Below are 17603 nucleotides of genomic sequence, written 5' to 3' on the forward strand. Positions count from 1 at the left end.
ATGAGCAGGTGGGGACCACTCATAAATGCCCTAATTGCGGAGAAGTGTTGAAAGTTCCATTAACATGTGACTTAAAAGAGGAGTTTACACAACAAACAGCACTATTCAATTGTTTTTGACTTTTTTAAGCATGGGTGTTGGAGGTTCAGTTGTGTATATATGGGCTCTCTTTGATATATTATTAGTAAAACATGATAGTGATGGGCATCCTTTCTGTAATTTGTTTTCATCTGATCTTAAGCATATGTCAAGTGGATCTTTACAGCTGTATAGGATTTCTAAAGAGACGAGCAGTTTCAATAATCGAAATATAATAAGCAATGATGAATACAAAGGTTCGTTAAAAACAAAAAGAGTGAGAAAACCCATACCCGAAAAAGTGAAACATGAAGTTTGGAGAAGGGATCAAGGTAAGTGCGTTTGTTGTGGTAGTAATGAAAATCTGGAATTTGATCATATTATACCACACAGTAAGGGTGGAGCAGACACCGCTAGAAATTTGCAGCTGCTGTGCCAAAGCTGCAATCGAAAAAAAAGTGATAGTATTTGAAAGTCTTCAAAATTAAATGGCTAACCCGCTTGCGGGAAGCGGCTTCCTACGGTGAACTCGGTAACTGGGACTAAGTCGTAACAAGGTAGCCGTAGGGGAACCTGCGGCTGGATCACCTCCTTTCTAAGGATAATTATGGGGATGATGTTGAGCAATTGTGCTCTTTATAACATCTAAAAAACCCCAAATGTCAGCCATTTTACAGGCGGGTGACGACAACTGTTATTTGATAATTAAAAGCCCTCGAGCAGAAATGCCCGGGGGCTTTTTTCGTTGCGAGATGGTCAGTCTGATCAGACAGATCGGACTGATTGATCTGACGGATCAGTCTGATTGGTCGGATAACAACCCACTTCAACCAAAGGGAAAATCAATTCGCCGGCAATCATAGCTGAAAAAGCCCTTGATATTTGGTAAAGAGTTTGTATAAATTACATCTCTGCCGGAAAATCCGGCGTTTTTTGGCTGTTAATCAGTCTGAAAGGTCAGTATATGTTTGAACGCGGCAATATAATTACAGTTGGTATTCGCCCGGCCTGGGATGTTGTATGTTCGGCCGATGGTATCGAGTGGGGCGATCATAAGGTTCTTGACGCCAGGACAAGCGTACCTGCCGGCAAGGCTCTCAATGTCTCCAAGGCGCTTGCCTGGCTTGGTTATCCAAGCATCGCGACAGGCCTGTGGGGGCAGGAAGATTATGACGAGATGGCGGAGCAGCTTCGGCCTCTGAGCAGTTTTATCGATATCCGTTTCGCCGCGGTTCGCGGGCATACCAGACAGAATATAACCCTTCGGGATACCAGGAAAAACCGTGAAATGCATCTTCGCCTTCCCGGAACTCTTGCCAACAAGGGCTCAATCCGCCGCATGTCTGATCAGCTTTTGCGAATGATCGACAAGGATGATGTACTCGTATTCGGCGGAAGTATGCCGGAAGGTGCACTGCTTGAGGAGGTTGTCTCGCTTATCTGGGACTGCAAACAGAAGCATACAAACATCATACTCGATACCAGCGGAACAGCTCTCGAGAGGTTGGTAAGCAGCGGGCAGATATCGCTGATTTCACCTAATATCACAGAGCTTGAAAACCTGCTCAATTGCAGGGTAAAAGAAGATCCGCAGGCTGTATTACGTGCCGGCAGGCGCCTTCTGGATAAGGTTTCTGCTTTGATTGTGAGCCTGGGCTCTGAAGGTGCGGTTTTTATCAGCCGCGATGAGTGCTGGCATTCTTTTTATGCCGGTGCTGACAGGGATGTGCTCAAGACCGTTGCCGGCGGAGATTATCTGCTTGCAGGTTTTATCGCCGGCATGAAAGAAAATCCAAGCCCTGAATACGCCCTGACAAAGGCAGTCCGGCTTGCTACCGGATTTGTTTTCGGCCTTTGCAAAGACCATGAGCCGTGGCAGCTTGATGAAATGCTCGAAATAGAAACGAACCACTTGTAGGCCGCAGGGGTATAGATAATACGTGATGTGCGGCTGACGTTGTTCGTGCGGGTTTAATACCTCCAGACGGAACGGATATACAGCTTTCATATCAAAGATTAACCGTAAACAATTATAAACGATGGACATATGCATTTTGTAAGAAATATATTAGCCCTGCCGCTTCGACTCGCGGCCGTTATCGCGGGATTGATCCCCATAGTTGATGTCGGCACAGTGCTGCACTTGATACTCCGTGTTACCGATGATCCGGAAGACGGGCTGCGTTATTTAGCGTACGGGCTCACTCGTTTTGGTTATGCTGAAATGGAGCCGGTTGCACAGAAACTCATGGAGCGTTACCGTGACAGCAGATTTGCCGAGATGATGGGCAACGCGGCCTTTTTCAAGAATAACAAAATTTCTGCCAAAGAGTGGACTCTCGCGGCTGAATACGCAGACTGTACGAATCTTGAGATGCTTCTCGGGCTCAAATACCAGCTCAGCCTTGATGAGCCCAAAGAAAAGCGGCTTGCTATTCTCGACGAAATTATTTCCCGCCGCGACCTGCCGATGGCTATCAGCCTTCAGGCCTATCCGATACGCTGCTACAGTTTTCTGCTTGAGCGTGAATGGGGCAAGGCTGTGAAGCTGGCAGAAAAGATTCTCCAGATAATCGAAAGCCCGATGGCCCACCTGGCAAACTACTGCAAATATTATACTGCCGGCAAAGATGAAGCGGCGTTTAAGGAGCTTTGTGACGCTCAGCGTCTGTGGCAAATGGGGCCGTTTGAATCTGTGGGAGCCCAAATTTGCTATGTCGCAGGCGATATGTACAGGGCCTGTGAGTATCTGGCGATGGCTATAGACGGCGGCTTTGACCCTGACAAGGCGGGAGAGGAATGGAAAGAGCTCGCGCAAAGTGATGATTTTAATAGATTTATGGATCAAAGGCAGGCGGGCAATGATTAACTTAACCTTTTTGCTGTATCTTTTCCCCGGCTTGATAATCGGACTGACTTTTCACGAGGCGGCACACGCCTACAGCGCGCTGCTGCTTGGCGATAAAACGGCTTACAAGATGGGGCGGGTCAGCCTTGATCCGCTCAGGCATCTTTCGCCGCTTGGAACTCTTGCGTTGTTTTTCCTGGGCTTTGGCTGGGGAAAACCGGTTTTGATAAATGTGTTTAATTTCGAGAGGCCGCGGCGTGATTATCTGCTCAGCTCGCTTGCAGGCCCCGGCGCTAATCTGCTCATATGTCTGGCTATCTGGCTGATGCTGCGGCTCCCGATGCCGGATCAAGTAAAAGCCTTTCTTGTAGGGACTTACCTTATTAACGGTATCCTGGCGGTTTTGAATCTTATTCCGATATCGCCTCTTGACGGCAGCAAGATATGGCCCTGCATCATACCCGGCATGAAAATCGTCAACCCTTCGAGGTTCAGGATGACCGGCCTGATAATCCTGCTTCTGCTGATTTTTACCGGCGGTATCGCTATGGTTCTCGATCCCGTGCTGGGCTTTATGCTCGATGCCCTGATGGACAAGAGCCTGGTAAACACATTTTATGAGGTTGTAAAGGTTAAGGCATAGCCCCTGCGGCCTGCCGCTTAAATTATACTGCGGTACACGGCCTCTACCGTCTGGGCCATTCGCCGCGGCGTAAACATCTCCCGCACTAAGTCTTGGCCGTTTTTGCCGAGTTGTTTTCTTAAATCCTCGTCTGAGAGTAGTTTATCGCAGGCGTCAACCAGAGCAGGAATGTCTCTGGGCGGCAGCAGAAAACCGGTGTTCTCGTTAATGACCTCCTTTGCCCCGTCAATATCAAAGCTGACCGCGGGCGTTGCGCATAGCAGCGATTGCGGCAATACCCTTGCCAGCCCCTCGCGCAGTGAGCAGTGCACCAGTATGTCGCTTGAGTGTATAACCAGCGGTATCATCGAGGGTTCTAACAGACCTGTAAACCGAAAACGGTCCGTGAGATTCGCGGCGTCTATCATATCGCGAAGTTTCGCTTCCAGCAGTCCGCTGCCGACAAAGAGCCAGATGCAGTCGGGGTGCTTCTCTGCCAGCTCACGGGCTGACTGTATGACGTATTCATGTCCCTTGAGATCTGCCAGCCGGGCGATTTTTACGATAACCTTCGCGTCTTGCGGGATGTTATATTTTTCCCGAAATTGAGCGATTGTCTCGGGCTGGGGCGGCTGGAGAAATTCCTCAACCTCCATCGCCGAGTAGGCAGTTGTGTACATATCTTTGCTGCCGATACCTCTGGCCAGAGATTTCTCCGCCATTGTGTCCGCTACGCACACGTAGGCATCTGTTTTTTTCGCGTAATGGCGTTCCAGCAGGATGTATATCCAGTTTATAATTGCCGGTTGGTATTCGTGGAAGGGCAGGCCGTGTACGCCGTGCACAATCAGCGGCCTATGCCGGCCGTTATCTGTTTTTCGCCTGATTGCCGCGCCGGCGGCCCTGCCCAGGATTCCAGCCTTTGCCGAATGGGTGTGGATTATGTCAGGGTCAAGGTCTCTTAGAACGCTTTTCAGAGCAAAAAAGCCTTTAAGCTCTTTGCAGGGGCGTATTTGGCGAACAAGCTGGGGGACGTTTATGACTTCTATGCCCCAGGCTTTGGCCGTTTCAATCAGCGTGCCCTCGCCCCGCCGGTCATCGCCGGTTATGAGTGTAACCTCATGGCCGTCTTTTTTCTGCTCGCGGCAGGTTATAAGCGTGTTTTCCTGTGCCCCGCCAATCACGAGACGTGTTATTATATGAACTATTTTCATTGTAACGGGGGGTGGTACTTACCTGGTATTTCTTTTATTTTCAATAGTTTACGCCATAAATATAGGATTGAAATCTCACTTGTTTAAACAATACCTGCCAATCATGCCAGATAGATATCAGTCCGCATCGTAGATCAGGATTTTCCCAAACATCGCTTTGCATTTTTCCACAAAAGCTACGTGCAGCGGGTCGTATTGGTAGGTGTCGTGCGCTGCCGTATCCGGTAATATTACCGTCAGACAGAAGTCGTAGCTGCTGTCAATCACCGGCCGTTCCGTCGCCGCAGGAGTGCCGACATAAACAGCGTGGGCACATTCAATCCCCTTGAGCTTCTCCAGCTCTGCCGCGAAAAATTCTCTGTCATCATCGGTTACATCATCCTTTAACCAGAATAATACAGTATGTACAAGCATTTTGATCCTTTATAAACTGTTAACATTATAGTTTCTTATGTATTCAATTGGTTTTTTAGAAACTTTTTCTATTTTATGTTCATTCTCTGCGCGTGTGAGCCAATTTTTTATTTGGTTTTTCGACACATCGAGCTGCTTAGCCAGCTCGCCAGGCTTTACGCGAGTTTCTGTCATTTCCAGTATTAACGGCAAAACAACATCATAAGCTGATCTTGAATTTTTTTTTGGTTTTTTCTCATTTTTCTTCTCAATTTTATCTATTTTCCCCTTATCTATCGCAGACGGCTCTTGTTTATAATCAAAAAGTGTCTTACTGCCGAGCTTAGTGGTGTTTGACAAAGAATCCAGTTTTTCTGTGAAGTTTCTCTGGTCAATATCATTCGGAAACTCAACAGCACCTGACTCCAGCAGCATTAGGTTGCCTTTTGGAACATTTTCCCCATTTCTAACAAATACCGGACGATGCTGTTCTCTTCTTAGCTCTTCTTTTGCACCTGCCCAGGTTCCTCCGGTCTTGTATTCAGAGCTTACAATCAAGGCGTAATCGGCCATAGCATAAATCAGCTTGTTACGTGCCATTGCAGTTCCAACACTAAAACCGGCTTTGGGGTGATATGGAGAAATAAGCAGCAGTCTGCCATCAGTAATCGCAATTCTGGCAGCTGGTTCGAGACTTTTTTTCAAAAGGCTGTCAGCAAGAACACCTATACAAACTCCATTAGCCTGTAAAACCGTTGACATAGCGTTGATGTCAACCCCGCGAGCCCCTCCCGAAATCACAGGCATATTATTCAAAGCGCATAACTCTGCTGCTGTTTGCGCAAAAATCTTTCCCTCTTCATCTACATTTCGCGACCCGACTATGGCAAGGCCGCCTCCTTGAAGTAAGTGTTTTTCGCCAATTCCGAACAAAAGCGGAGGAGCCTTGTCCTTTAGATGTTTCTTGTATCTCTGGGGATAATCAGGGTCGCTTCTGCTTATAACCCACACACCGTTATTCTGCCAATCTTCCAGAGCAAAACCCAGTTGGACACCCCTGCTCATCAGTGAATCAAGGCGGGATTGCTCAATTCCAGAGCCTTTTGATGCGTCTGATAGAACATCGTGTTTGAGCATATCTTCAGGGCGTAAACCGGCTTGAACCAGCCAACCGACCAGTTTGTTATATTCCGTTTGGGTAAGAGGACTCACTGATCTGTCTTTGCCAAATACACCGCAGAGCATGATTATAACTTTTGTGTCATTAGTTAGATAATTATTATGCATAAAATTAATCCATTCTTGGAGAATTCATTGCCAACGCCAGGGGGTAAACTGCCTTGCAGCCGGCCTGACGAAGCAAAGCTGCCGCAACGGTAAAGGTCCACCTTGAATCGACTACATCGTCAATCAGTAAACAGGGTGCAAAAGTGCCATTATCAATTGTAAGTTTGAAAACACCATCCAGATTAGCTGCCTGCTGATAGCTGTTTTCCATTTCCTTTTGGGGCATGTTTTGCCTTACCTTTTCAAAACACATTCCAAAGCGAAGTCCCAGCTTTTCTGAAAGTCTTCGTGCAAAATCAGGAACCAGCTCCGGCCGGTTAAGCGAAGGGATACATGTGGCCCATTTTGGTTTTGGTTCAGGTGCCCACTTTTCATACATTTGGGCACAGGCCGAGACCAAATCATCACAAAAACGTTCACTCTGGTACTTGCCGTCTGCTGCAAGTTGCCCCCAACCGGCATCTCTCCAAAGGCTCAAAGCTCTGCCTTCTGACAAACGCTGTTGATCGCTAATAGAACCAGTAAAACCGTAAACCTTCAGGGGATTGCCTGCCGGCCATTGCAGACGCGGCTTAATAGGAATATAACATCTCTTCAGAAAAAGATTCGCCTCCTGAGCCAGCTTTAAATCGTACTTTTCTTCGAGAAGCTGCTGCGGAGTGCAGTTTTTGCACATACCGCATTTTTGCGGGCGAGGATCATCCAGTGCGGACTGCAAAAAAGCCATAAGGCATCCGTCATGGCGCATATATGACCGCATCTGTTCCTGTTCATCTCTTCTTAGCCTGGTGATCATCTCAACATGGCTCCTGTTAACCGAATAATCTGAAGCAGCCGGTGTTAAGTACCACTTGGAGTCCATTTTAATAACCGGTGCCGGAGATTCAATCGTTAAGAATTTTAAGGTCTTTTCAATTTGTGAATATTTTAGATTCAGCTCCGCCATAAGAGACGGTGTTGATATCCCTGTATTTGCTTTAGTGACGGCTTGGAGCACAGTCTCTATATGTCGCTGAGGTGGAAAAGCGGTCTGAATAAAATAATCAGATATCCTGTCATCCTCCTCTCCGCAGAGCAAAATTCCATACGCCTGGTCAACTGCTCGGCCGGCCCTGCCCACCTGTTGGTAATAGTGAACCACAGATGCGGGGCGCTGATAATGTATTACAAAACCTAAATCGGGTTTGTCAAATCCCATACCGAGAGCCACTGTAGCAACAAGAACCTTGATCTCATTATTCAGCAGCGACTGCTCAAGCTGTTGTCGGCTCCTGCCGCCGGGCTCTTTTTCAGACATTCCCGCATGATAGGCTTGAGCAGAGATCCCGTTTTGCTTCAGCCATTGCGCTACACGCACAGAATCTCGCTGGGTCAAAGTGTAAACAATACCGCTGCCGGGGAGTCTGGGGATTGTGCCCGCAAGCCAGGCCATTCTTGCCGCTGTGTCCGGCATTATAATATTCTGCAATTTAAGGCTTTTTCGGACAAGCGTGCCGCGGACAAAACCTATATCTCCGCCTAACTGTGTTTTAACGTCGTTTACAACCCTGTCATTTGCCGTTGCAGTCGTGGCAAGTATCGGCACATTCGGAGGAATGGCCTGAATAACTCTGATAATCCGCCGATAATCAGGGCGAAAATCGTGTCCCCAGTCAGAAATGCAATGAGCTTCATCAACGACAAGCATTCCGATCTTTGAGGCCACATGGGATAAAATGTTTTCCCGAAAAACCTGGTTTGCAAGCCGCTCTGGTGATATTAAGAGTATGTCAACTCTGTCATTTTTCAGATCACTTTCAACTTTATCCCATTCCTCAACATTGCTGCTGTTTATAGTGCACGCGCTGAGGCCCAGCCTATTGGCTGCTTCAAGCTGATTTCGCATTAAAGACAACAATGGCGAAATTAATAAAGTTAAACCTTTGCCTTGTTCCCGCAGCAGCTTAGTACCAAGAAAATACACCATGCTTTTGCCCCAGCCGGTGCGTTGAACAACCAATATTCTCCGGCGATTCAGTAAAAACTCAATGCTCTGCCACTGCCCATCCCTGAAAGCAGCCTTTTTGTCATCAAGGGCAGTCTGCAATAACTGCAAAGCATATTTTTGTGTAGGAATTGAATGCATTCTCAAATAGTACTATCCACTTTCCTGTTCTTTTTTGATTTCTTCCCACTGCTCCATTGTCAGCATTACCTCGCGTGCCTGTGCGTTTTTGTGTTCGCCGAGTATGCCGTACTCTGCCATCATTTCAATAAGCCGCTGTGCACGGTTGTAGCCGACGCCGAGTTTTCGCTGGAGCAGTGAGCCGCTGCCTCGTTGGTTCTCAAGGACCACACGCACCGCATCATCAAAGAGCGGATCCAGCGGCGTCTCACCCAGCTCGATTCTGTCAAGCTGCATAAGCTCCGGGTGGAACTGGGGCTGTGCGACATCTTTGAGGTGGCGGATAATCCGTTCTATCTCCTCGTCCTCGAGGTATGCTCCCTGTGCACGGTATATCTTGCTGGTTTTCGGGTGCAAAAACAGCATATCTCCCTTGCCCAGCAGTGTTTCTGCGCCTGTCTGGTCGAGAATGATACGGCTGTCCAGCCCCGTCGCCACCTTGAAGCTGATACGCGCGGGCAGGTTAGACTTGATCAGGCCGGTTACCACGTCGCGCTGGGGCCGCTGGGTCGCCAGAACCATGTGAATACCAACAGCACGGGATTTCTGGGCGAGCCGGACAATATGGTCCTCAACCTCGCGGTTTGTCATCATCAGGTCAGCCAGTTCATCGACAATAATAACGATATAGGGCAGCTTCTTGGGTATTCTTGCTTCGTCCTCTTCGGTCTGCGGGTCAAACCGTTCGATAAGCTGTTTCCGTGTGAGTCTGTTGTAACTTGATATATCACGGGCTTTTGCATCACGGAAAAGAATGTATCTTTCTTCCATTTTCTCCACCGCCCATGCCAGTATTCTCTCGGCCTTTGCCATTTCCGTCACCAGAGGGCACATCAGATGGGGCAGTTCCTGATACGGGGTCATCTCTACCATCTTCGGGTCAACGAGGATCATCTGCACCTCGTCGGGCCGCTTGGTCAGCAGTATGCTGGTGATAATGTCGTTTACGCAGACACTTTTTCCCGAGCCGGTCGTGCCCGCGATCAGGCAGTGGGGCATATCGGCCATATCGGTAACGATGGCGTCTCCCGAGCTGTCCTTGCCGAGAAACAGCGGTATCTTCATATCATGCGGCTTCGAGCCCGCACGCAGTATCAAATCTTTTAGCCTCACCACTTCGCGGATTTTGTTGGGAACCTCGATTCCCATTGTCTGGCGGCCGGGCATGGAGCTTATGATACGTACATTTGGTACGCCCAGCGTACGTGAAAGGTCAACCTTGAGCTTTGCGATGTCGTTTACCTTGACGCCGGCACCGAGGTCTATCTCAAAGAGCGTGATGGTCGGGCCCGGCTCTGCGCCGACAACCTTTGCGTCAACGTTGAAATTCTCAAAGGCGTAACAGAGCTGGTCAATCTGGCCGCGTACCTGCGACTCGATGTCGGTATTGAAATCATCCTCGGGCTCCTCGAGCAAATCCAGCGGTGGCAGTACATAATCTTCGTAGGTCTTCTGGATAAATGGCTCTCGTTTTTTCGAGCCGACGGGGGGAAGCACAATTTTTACCTTGTCAACTTCGCTCGCGTTACGTTCCTGCATGTCTGCCATCTCTTCTTCAGCCTCTTCGTCTTCCGGCTCATACGGAATTCCTCCGGGCTCATCACTTTCGGGAGCGGGGGTTTGGTCTTTGTCACTGTCAAAGAGTTCCTTGGAAGAAAGATTATCGTCTGCGGCCTGGACATATTGGCCCTTTTTCGCGGCTTTTAGCGCCCGTTTTTCCGCAGCTTTTGCCCTTTTGGCAGCCATCTTGGCTTCTTTCATTGCTTCTTTGGCGGCTTTTTTCTCTTCTTTGAGTTTTTGGCGGAGCTGTTCTTTCTCGTTCTCTTTTTGTTGTTTTTCCTTGATACGCTCGTCGGCGCCTTTTCCGGTAAATAGCCGTAAGATAAAGTAGAATATAGATTTATAAACAGCTATAGCCAGAGAGTCAGCCAGCAGGATACTGCCGACAATAAAGGACATGATTACGATAGGCCATGAGCCGAAGGTAGCGAAGTTGGCCTTTAGAATAGCGGCGAAAAACAGCCCCAGAATCCCGCCTCCGCCGGCAGGGAAGTGGGATGGAAAGATACCCGAGGTAAAGTTAGCTATCACAGAAACGCTGATAACGCAAAGCAGCAGCCCGATTGTCCTTAGAACCGGCTGGGTAATCTGGCGGCCGCGGATCGCAACCACTGTAAATCCGCTTAATCCCAGCAGCAGCATATAGATACCAGCTCCGATGTAATAATTTATGTGAAACGAAACCCATGCGCCGACCGGACCGAAGATGTTCTCGGGCTTTTCGTTCAGCGGCCAGACAAACTCGCTGGGCTTATCCGCGATATCAAAATCCAGGCACGCCGCCGCTATCAAAACGAACAGAAACAGCAGTACAACGAGCAGGAGTTTGAGTACTATGGTTTTATGCTGCATTATATCTCCAACGCAAGTGTCCGGATGCCAATAGTTTAACGCCTGGCGGCCGGCACGGAATATATCAAAAAAACAATTGACCAGACTAAGCAGGACATCGCTGTATAGTTTAATCAGCGGCGTGAAAATATCAAGAAATTTACATAACTAAAGTTATATGCTTTGTTATTTGGGCATTTTATTTTGACATACCACTTCCACCGCTTATAATGATAATAATAAATAACTGTTTTGAAAGGACATAGTTATGATTATTATTAAGATTATTTTGGCTATTATTCTTCCTCCGCTTGCGGCGTTTCTGCAGGTCGGCGTATCGACGCACTTCTGGATTAACATAATTCTTACACTGCTTGGCGGTGTTCCCGGTGTCATTCATGCATTGTGGCTTGTTTTGACCGGAAAAACTTCTTAGATTTGGTGAGCTCTTGAGGTTATCAAGGGGGGGGGGGGGACCCTGCCTGATGCTTTGCACCTGCCGTGCAGAATATATAATCTAAACCTTACCGTGTAAATAAAATAGTATTACAATTTAAACTTCGCAAGGGGTGCCCAACCTTTGGAGGAGCGCACTTGGATTGTATAAAATTTTGGCAGCAATGTTTGCGTATTCTGCCCTGGTAGTTTAAAATGTAGAGTCTATTATAAATTCTAACAGCATCAGCTCTAAAATATCTTTTCGGTTTTTATGGACAGAGAATTAAAATTAACGTTGTTGATTGAAGACAGCCCAACCGGCGGCGGGCTGATCAGTGAGCACGGTCTGTCTTTCTGGATTGAATCTGCCGGCACAAAGATACTTTTTGACACTGGTCAGAGCGGGGCATTTATTCAAAACGCCCAGAAACTTGGAATCGATTTGTCATCCGCTGATGCAATTGTACTGAGCCACGGTCATTACGACCACGCCGGCGGGCTGGCAGAAGTGCTTAAAATCGCCCGAAACGCTGACATTTATCTCCATCCGGCAGCTTTGAAACCGAAATTCAGCCTCAAACCCGGAGGCGCAAAATTCAACGGCATGTCGCCGGAAGCCATCGAGGCATTGAACGGCCGCCATATTATCTGGACGGAAAAACCTGTCCAGATTTCAGAGAACGTATCGGTTACCGGCCAGATCCCGCGTTTAACAGATTTTGAGGATACAGGGCCATCGTTTTTTACCGGCAGTGACTGCCGCGAGCTTGACCTGATACCGGATGATCAGTCAATCTTCATTGATACCGACAAAGGTCTGGCAGTTCTGCCCGGGTGTGCCCATTCCGGGGTTATAAACACTTTGAAGTATATCAGCCGAATTACCGGCCGCGGCAGGATATACGCTGTTATCGGCGGGACGCACCTGCTCCGTTCCGGCCGCAAACGGATAAACAAGACAATAGAAGGCCTGCGGCAATATAATGTTGAACAAATATATCCGCTGCATTGCACCGGCCCTGACGCGGCGGCGATTTTCAGCCGTGAAATGCCCGGTAATTGTATGACGCTTGCCACAGGCGGGAGCGTCGTTTTTTGATTATAAAAGTAAATACAGGACTTGTAAAAAGACGTACAGAATACTGCTTTTCTGCCCGCTGTTTAAAGGTGGTTTATGATTTTAAACGTGTATTTAAAGCAGTAACATAACTTTAAGGAGATTTTTTAATGAAACGATTTTTTATTTTAACTGTTCTGTTATTTACCGCGGCAGGTTTTGCGGCAGAAAAAACGTATGTGTCTCAATCTGCGCGCCAGATACCCTTGATTGCCGAGGTTGATGTTCTGGTTATCGGAGGTACTACCGGCGGTGTTGCCGCCGCGGCAGAGGCCGCCCGCGCAGGCAGCGAGGTGTATCTTGTCGGGCCAAAGCCCTATCTTGGCGAGGACATCTGCTCGCATTTCCGTTATTGGCTGGATAAGGATTACGAGATTAGTGATAGTCTTGTAAAGGAAATGTTCAAGAGTCCCGAGTTTATACCGTGGAACTACTCGTATAAATTCAGTATTGAGCCGGACCGACTGCACCGCGACAGCGACCCGCCCGGGATGCTCAATGACGGTATGTGGGCGTCGGCAGCTTCTCACAGCGTACAGTTCAACGACGATGTGGTTATTACAGCCGATCTGGGAAGTGTAAAGGCCGTGCCGGCTGTTCATCTTTATTCTTTCCAGAAGCCTGGTGATTATGCTCTGGGCAGTGTCGAAATTTCTATCAGCAATGACGGAAAGAACTGGAGCTCTATAGACAAGATCATTAACGATCCTCAAAGGGGAGATAATTATTTTGATGATGCACTGATGATGGCCCGCAAAGTTGACCGCAAGGCCAGGTTCGTAAAATTTGATATAAAAAAACATAAAAACGCAAGACGTGTTCTTATCGGCGAGATAATCCTGGAAAGCGATAAGCTCAAAGACGTCAATGATTACCGTCTTGCGCCGAGGCCCAATCAGGTGAAGATGGCACTTGAAAATGAGCTTCTCGAGAGCGGCGTAAAATTCCTTTACAGGAGTTTTGTTACCGACATGCTGATTGACGGCAGCGGCAAAGCCGCCGGCGCTGTAATAACAAACCGCTCCGGCAGGCAGGCTATAAAAGCAAAATGCGTTATAGACGCAACAATGAACGCATCACTGTGCCGGGCGGCGGAGGCGGAATTTACAGAATTCAAACCCGGCAAGGTTGATTTTACACGCTATGTAGTTGGAAATGAGCCGGTGCAGAACAGTTCTCTCTCAATGCAGAAGATGCCTATGCCGGTCCCGGGCAGAGAAGAAATATACAATGCGCTGAAATACACCGCCGGTTTCGAGCTTGAAGATGACTCTTTCGCCGGTCTCAGCGAGATCGACCACAAATTCCGTGATATGACCTGGCGCAAGGCCCAGCTGGACTGTTCGGAGAATCCGTTCTTTGTCTCCGTAAACAACGTTGTATGCCGCCGCAGTTTCCGGGGCAAATGGCCTGGAGCTGAAAATCTGGATATAAACACTCTTCTGGTGAAGAATATCGACAGTCTCTATGTGCTCAGCGGATATGCAGACATTCCACGCCGTGAGGCAGCGATGATGTTTGACCCGTGCGAGTATGTCGCTCTGGGCAGGCGTGTCGGCAAAGCCGCGGCGGGGATGTCCGCCTCGGCAGGCTTTGGCGAAGATGTCAAAGTTCACACCGTAAACGCCGGCGGGCATATAAAAGGCGAAGTAAAGGAATTCCTCGGCGGAACACGCGCGTTCGCCCAGGATTTCGAAACCATCGAATCCCCCCAAAGCAGTCTGCCGGTTATCGGCAGGTATGATGTAGTCGTAGCCGGCGGCGGTACAGCCGGCGCGCCGGCGGGAATATCAGCCGCCAGAGCCGGAGCAAAGACGCTGGTTGTAGAGTACCTCAACGGTCTTGGCGGTGTCAGCACTGTTGGACTTATAGGGCGTTATCATTACGGAAACATTACCGGTTTCTGCACAGAAATAGACCAGGGCGTAATAGAGCTTGGCGGGGAATATGCCCAGCAGGGGCCGATGTGGAATTGCCAGGTCAAACAGGAGTGGTTCCGTAAGGCTGTCAGAGAGGCCGGCGGCGATGTCTGGTTTGACAGCATGGGCTGCGGGGCGTTTGTCGAGGGTGACACGGTAAAGGGTCTGATTGTCGCCACGCCATACGGGCGGGGAGTTGTTCTCTGTGATGTTGTGGTTGACGGCACGGGCAACGGCGAGGTTGCAATCGCCGCCGGAGCCAGGATGCTTCACGCAAGCCAGGTCAGCGCTGCGATGCAGGGAACCGGCTATTCACCAAACCACCTCGGTGCGATGTACAATAACACCGATTACCTTGTCGTTGATGAATCCGATATTGTAGATGTAACGCGGGCGACAATAGTTGCCAGAAAGAAATACAGCGGCGAATATGACCTTTCAAGCATCATAAACACCAGAGAGCGGCAGGTTGTTCTCGGCGAGCATTATCTGACACCGCTTGAGATGCTCACCGGAAAGACGTTCAACGATACAATATGTTATGCCCGCAGCAATGTTGATACTCATGGGTTCCTGATCGCTCCGGTTTACTATGTAACCCACCCCGACGTAAAACGCAGGGGCATCATGGCAAGGCTTCCGTACAGGTCTCTTGTGCCCAAAGGCCTTGAAGGTGTTCTGGTTTCCGGTATCGGTGTAAGCGCCCACAGGGATGTCATACCGATCCTGCGTATGCAGCCGGACGTACAGAATCAGGGCTATGTCGCCGGTCTTGCCGCCGCTATGGCGTCTAAGAGCGGAAAGGGCGTGCGCCGGATAGACGTAAAACAGCTCCAGAGAGAGCTTATACGCAAGGGCAATATACCCGAATATATGTATGATGAGACCGATGAATTTGAGATCACAGAAAAACAGATTGCCCGGGCCATTGATGAAATAATAGACGATCCAACTCTGATTCCCTTTATCATGGCCGCACCGGAGAGGTCTCTTCCAATGCTTCGCAGGGCTTATGCCGAGGAAACAAACCGCGACAAAAAGATTCATATGGCAAGAGTCCTCGGCGTAATGGGAGACGATACGGGGATTGACACCCTGGTCAGTGAAATCAAAAAAATCACTGAATGGGACAAAGGGTATATCTGGAGAGAATCGTCTCACGAGCCGCTGGGAACGCGGGTAAGCCCGCTTGACGGTTTGATAATCTCCGCCGGCTACAGCGGCAGTAAAAAAGCCGTGCCGGCAATATTGGAGAAGCTGAGCATTCTAAAATCAGTTGACGGTTTCTCGCATCACAGGTCGGTTGCGATTGCCCTGGAGAGGCTTGGAGGAACCGAATCGGCGATAATGCTTGCACAGCATCTGAACAAGCCGGAGATGTCGGGATATCACCTGACCAGCCTTGAAAAAGCCATTGACGACGAGACTGTACGCTATATCGGCAGATACGTCGGCAACGCTTTCAGGGAGATTATCCTTGCCAGGGCACTTTACAAATGCGGAGACTACGAATCCGTTGGTGAAAATATCCTGCGGGAATACAAAAAAGACATCCGGGGCCATTTCGCCAGACACGCAAATGAGCTTTTGAAAGATTAAGATAAAAAGAAAGCCTCTCATTTCGAGAGGCTTTTTTGCTGGTTTAAACTTCTATTCCGAAATAGTTTACCGCATTGTTATAACAGATATCCTGAACCATCTTTCCGACGAGGCTGTAATCCTCGGGTATCTCGCCGTTTTTGATGTCGCTGCCGAGTATCGAACAGAGTATCCTTCTGAAATACTCGTGCCGCGAATAGGAGAGGAAACTGCGTGAGTCGGTGAGCATACCGACAAACCTGCTCAACAGGCCCAGGTTTGAGAGAGCCTCTATCTGTTTTGTCATGCCGTCTTTCTGGTCGAGGAACCACCAGCCCGAGCCGTACTGCATCTTTCCGGCTGTTGTTCCGTCCTGGAAGTTTCCTATCATGGTTGCCAGCATCTCGTTATCTTTTGGATGCAGGTTGTATAGGATTGTTTTCGCCAGTTTTTTCTTCTGGTCGAGCCGGTCGAGGAATCTCGAAAGCGGCTTTGCATAAGAGCAGTCGCCGATCGAATCGAAACCGGTATCCGGGCCGAGACTGTTGGCAAAGCGGGTGTTGTTGTTGCGCATTGCGCCGATGTGGAACTGCTGCACCCAGCCTTTCTCCGCGTCCATCAGTGCAAACTCGTGGAGCATTGCGGATTTGAACTTCAGCACGTCTTCGCCGGATACATTCTCTCCGCAGCGGAGCAGGTCGAAAATCCGTTTAGCATCTGCTTCTGAATATTCCTCCGCAAAGACCGTTTCCAGGCCGTGGTCACTCATACGGCAGCCCGCGTCATGGAAAAAGTTATGACGGCGGCGGATCGCGGCGATGTAATTAGCATAATTGCGTATGTCCATATCGGCGGCGGATTCGAGCCTGTCAACCCAGGCATTGAATCTGGCAGGGTGGTCAACATCCATACCCCTGTCAGGCCGCCAGGTCGGCAGGACTTTGGCCTCAAAACCGCTTTCTTTTATCCTTTTATGGCTCCCAAGCCCGTCCACAGGGTCATCTGTCGTGCAGATCACCCTGACGTTTGCCCTGCGGATCAGCGAGCGGCAGGAAAACTCACTGCTTCGAAGCATCTCAGAGCACTTGTCGTAAATTTCTCTTGCCGTATCGGGATTTAGCAGTTTGTCGATGCCGAAGGTGTTTTTCAGTTCAAGATGTGTCCAGTGGTAGAGCGGATTGCGGAGTGTGCACGGCACGGTAGCCGCCCATGCCTGGAACTTTTCCCAGTCGCTTGCATTGCCGGTACAGAATTTCTCTTCCACGCCGTTGCTCCGCATCGCCCGCCACTTGTAATGGTCGCCGTGCAGCCACACCTCAGAGATGTTCTGGAATCGCCGGTCATCAGCGATATCCGCCGGCGAGATATGGCAGTGATAATCGTATATCGGCATATCCGCGGCGTATTCGTGGTAGAGCTTTCTGGCGGGTTCGCTGTTGAGCAGGAAGTCTTTTGTTATAAATGACATTTGAGCTTTCCTTTCATGTATCGAAAAATGCGGCGGATATGTCCGGTGAATAAAAACGGAAAAAGCCGCCGGTTATCTCCGCAAAA

The 17603-nt window shown here is 49.0% G+C and carries 13 protein-coding genes; 7 read left to right on the plus strand and 6 right to left on the minus strand.

Annotation, left to right across the window (positions count from 1 at the left end):
• Positions 1-244: 244 nt before the first annotated feature.
• The 4 genes from SMSP2_RS15310 to SMSP2_RS13130 all read left to right on the plus strand — a co-directional run bounded on the left by SMSP2_RS15310 (position 245) and on the right by SMSP2_RS13130 (position 3569).
• Positions 245-550, plus strand: a complete 306-nt coding sequence (locus SMSP2_RS15310; protein WP_418287783.1) for an HNH endonuclease — start codon at positions 245-247, stop codon at positions 548-550.
• 492 nt (positions 551-1042) lie between these two features.
• Complete coding sequence (locus SMSP2_RS13120) at positions 1043-1996, plus strand: 1-phosphofructokinase family hexose kinase (RefSeq protein ID WP_146684492.1); 954 nt, start codon at positions 1043-1045, stop codon at positions 1994-1996.
• A 129-nt stretch (positions 1997-2125) separates the two neighbouring features.
• Positions 2126-2947 carry a hypothetical protein gene (locus SMSP2_RS13125; protein ID WP_146684493.1) on the plus strand — a complete coding sequence of 274 codons (822 nt, stop codon included), beginning with the start codon at positions 2126-2128 and terminating at the stop codon, positions 2945-2947.
• Positions 2940-3569 (plus strand): site-2 protease family protein, encoded by a 630-nt coding sequence (locus SMSP2_RS13130; protein ID WP_186804733.1) that lies wholly within the window; start codon positions 2940-2942, stop codon positions 3567-3569. Before SMSP2_RS13125 ends, SMSP2_RS13130 begins: the two co-directional genes overlap by 8 nt.
• Before the next feature lie 17 nt (positions 3570-3586).
• On the opposite strand, the gene SMSP2_RS13135 is transcribed toward SMSP2_RS13130, so the two are convergent.
• The 5 genes from SMSP2_RS13135 to SMSP2_RS13155 form a co-directional block, all read right to left on the minus strand.
• Entirely contained in the window at positions 3587-4762 is a 1176-nt protein-coding gene (locus tag SMSP2_RS13135; protein ID WP_146684495.1) for a glycosyltransferase family 4 protein, read from the minus strand.
• Between the two features lie 117 nt (positions 4763-4879).
• A complete protein-coding gene (locus SMSP2_RS13140; RefSeq protein WP_146684496.1) occupies positions 4880-5176 on the minus strand; it encodes a Dabb family protein in 297 nt (98 codons plus the stop codon).
• Positions 5177-5185: 9 nt separating this feature from the next.
• Positions 5186-6442: a DNA-processing protein DprA gene (locus SMSP2_RS13145; RefSeq protein ID WP_146684497.1), complete on the minus strand. Its 1257-nt coding sequence runs from the start codon at positions 6440-6442 to the stop codon at positions 5186-5188.
• Between the two features lie 4 nt (positions 6443-6446).
• Positions 6447-8567 (minus strand): RecQ family ATP-dependent DNA helicase, encoded by a 2121-nt coding sequence (locus SMSP2_RS13150; RefSeq protein WP_146684498.1) that lies wholly within the window; start codon positions 8565-8567, stop codon positions 6447-6449.
• A 12-nt stretch (positions 8568-8579) separates the two neighbouring features.
• Positions 8580-11018: an FtsK/SpoIIIE family DNA translocase gene (locus SMSP2_RS13155; RefSeq protein WP_146684499.1), complete on the minus strand. Its 2439-nt coding sequence runs from the start codon at positions 11016-11018 to the stop codon at positions 8580-8582.
• 247 nt (positions 11019-11265) lie between these two features.
• On the opposite strand from SMSP2_RS13155, the gene SMSP2_RS13160 reads away from it, so the two are divergent.
• The 3 genes from SMSP2_RS13160 to SMSP2_RS13170 all read left to right on the plus strand — a co-directional run bounded on the left by SMSP2_RS13160 (position 11266) and on the right by SMSP2_RS13170 (position 16070).
• Complete coding sequence (locus SMSP2_RS13160; RefSeq protein ID WP_146684500.1) at positions 11266-11433, plus strand: YqaE/Pmp3 family membrane protein; 168 nt, start codon at positions 11266-11268, stop codon at positions 11431-11433.
• A gap of 273 nt (positions 11434-11706) precedes the next feature.
• Positions 11707-12534: an MBL fold metallo-hydrolase gene (locus tag SMSP2_RS13165; RefSeq protein ID WP_146684501.1), complete on the plus strand. Its 828-nt coding sequence runs from the start codon at positions 11707-11709 to the stop codon at positions 12532-12534.
• 128 nt (positions 12535-12662) lie between these two features.
• Positions 12663-16070, plus strand: coding sequence for an FAD-dependent oxidoreductase (locus SMSP2_RS13170; protein WP_146684502.1), 3408 nt, complete (start codon positions 12663-12665; stop codon positions 16068-16070).
• Positions 16071-16113: 43 nt separating this feature from the next.
• Here the strand turns inward: SMSP2_RS13170 and uxaC are convergent, their stop codons facing one another.
• The gene (gene uxaC / locus SMSP2_RS13175) at positions 16114-17517 is read right to left on the minus strand and encodes a glucuronate isomerase (RefSeq protein WP_146684503.1); all 1404 of its coding nucleotides are present in this window, start codon (positions 17515-17517) and stop codon (positions 16114-16116) included.
• Positions 17518-17603: the final 86 nt, after the last annotated feature.

The organism is Limihaloglobus sulfuriphilus, assembly GCF_001999965.1.
Classification (GTDB): Bacteria; Planctomycetota; Phycisphaerae; order Sedimentisphaerales; family Sedimentisphaeraceae; genus Limihaloglobus; species Limihaloglobus sulfuriphilus.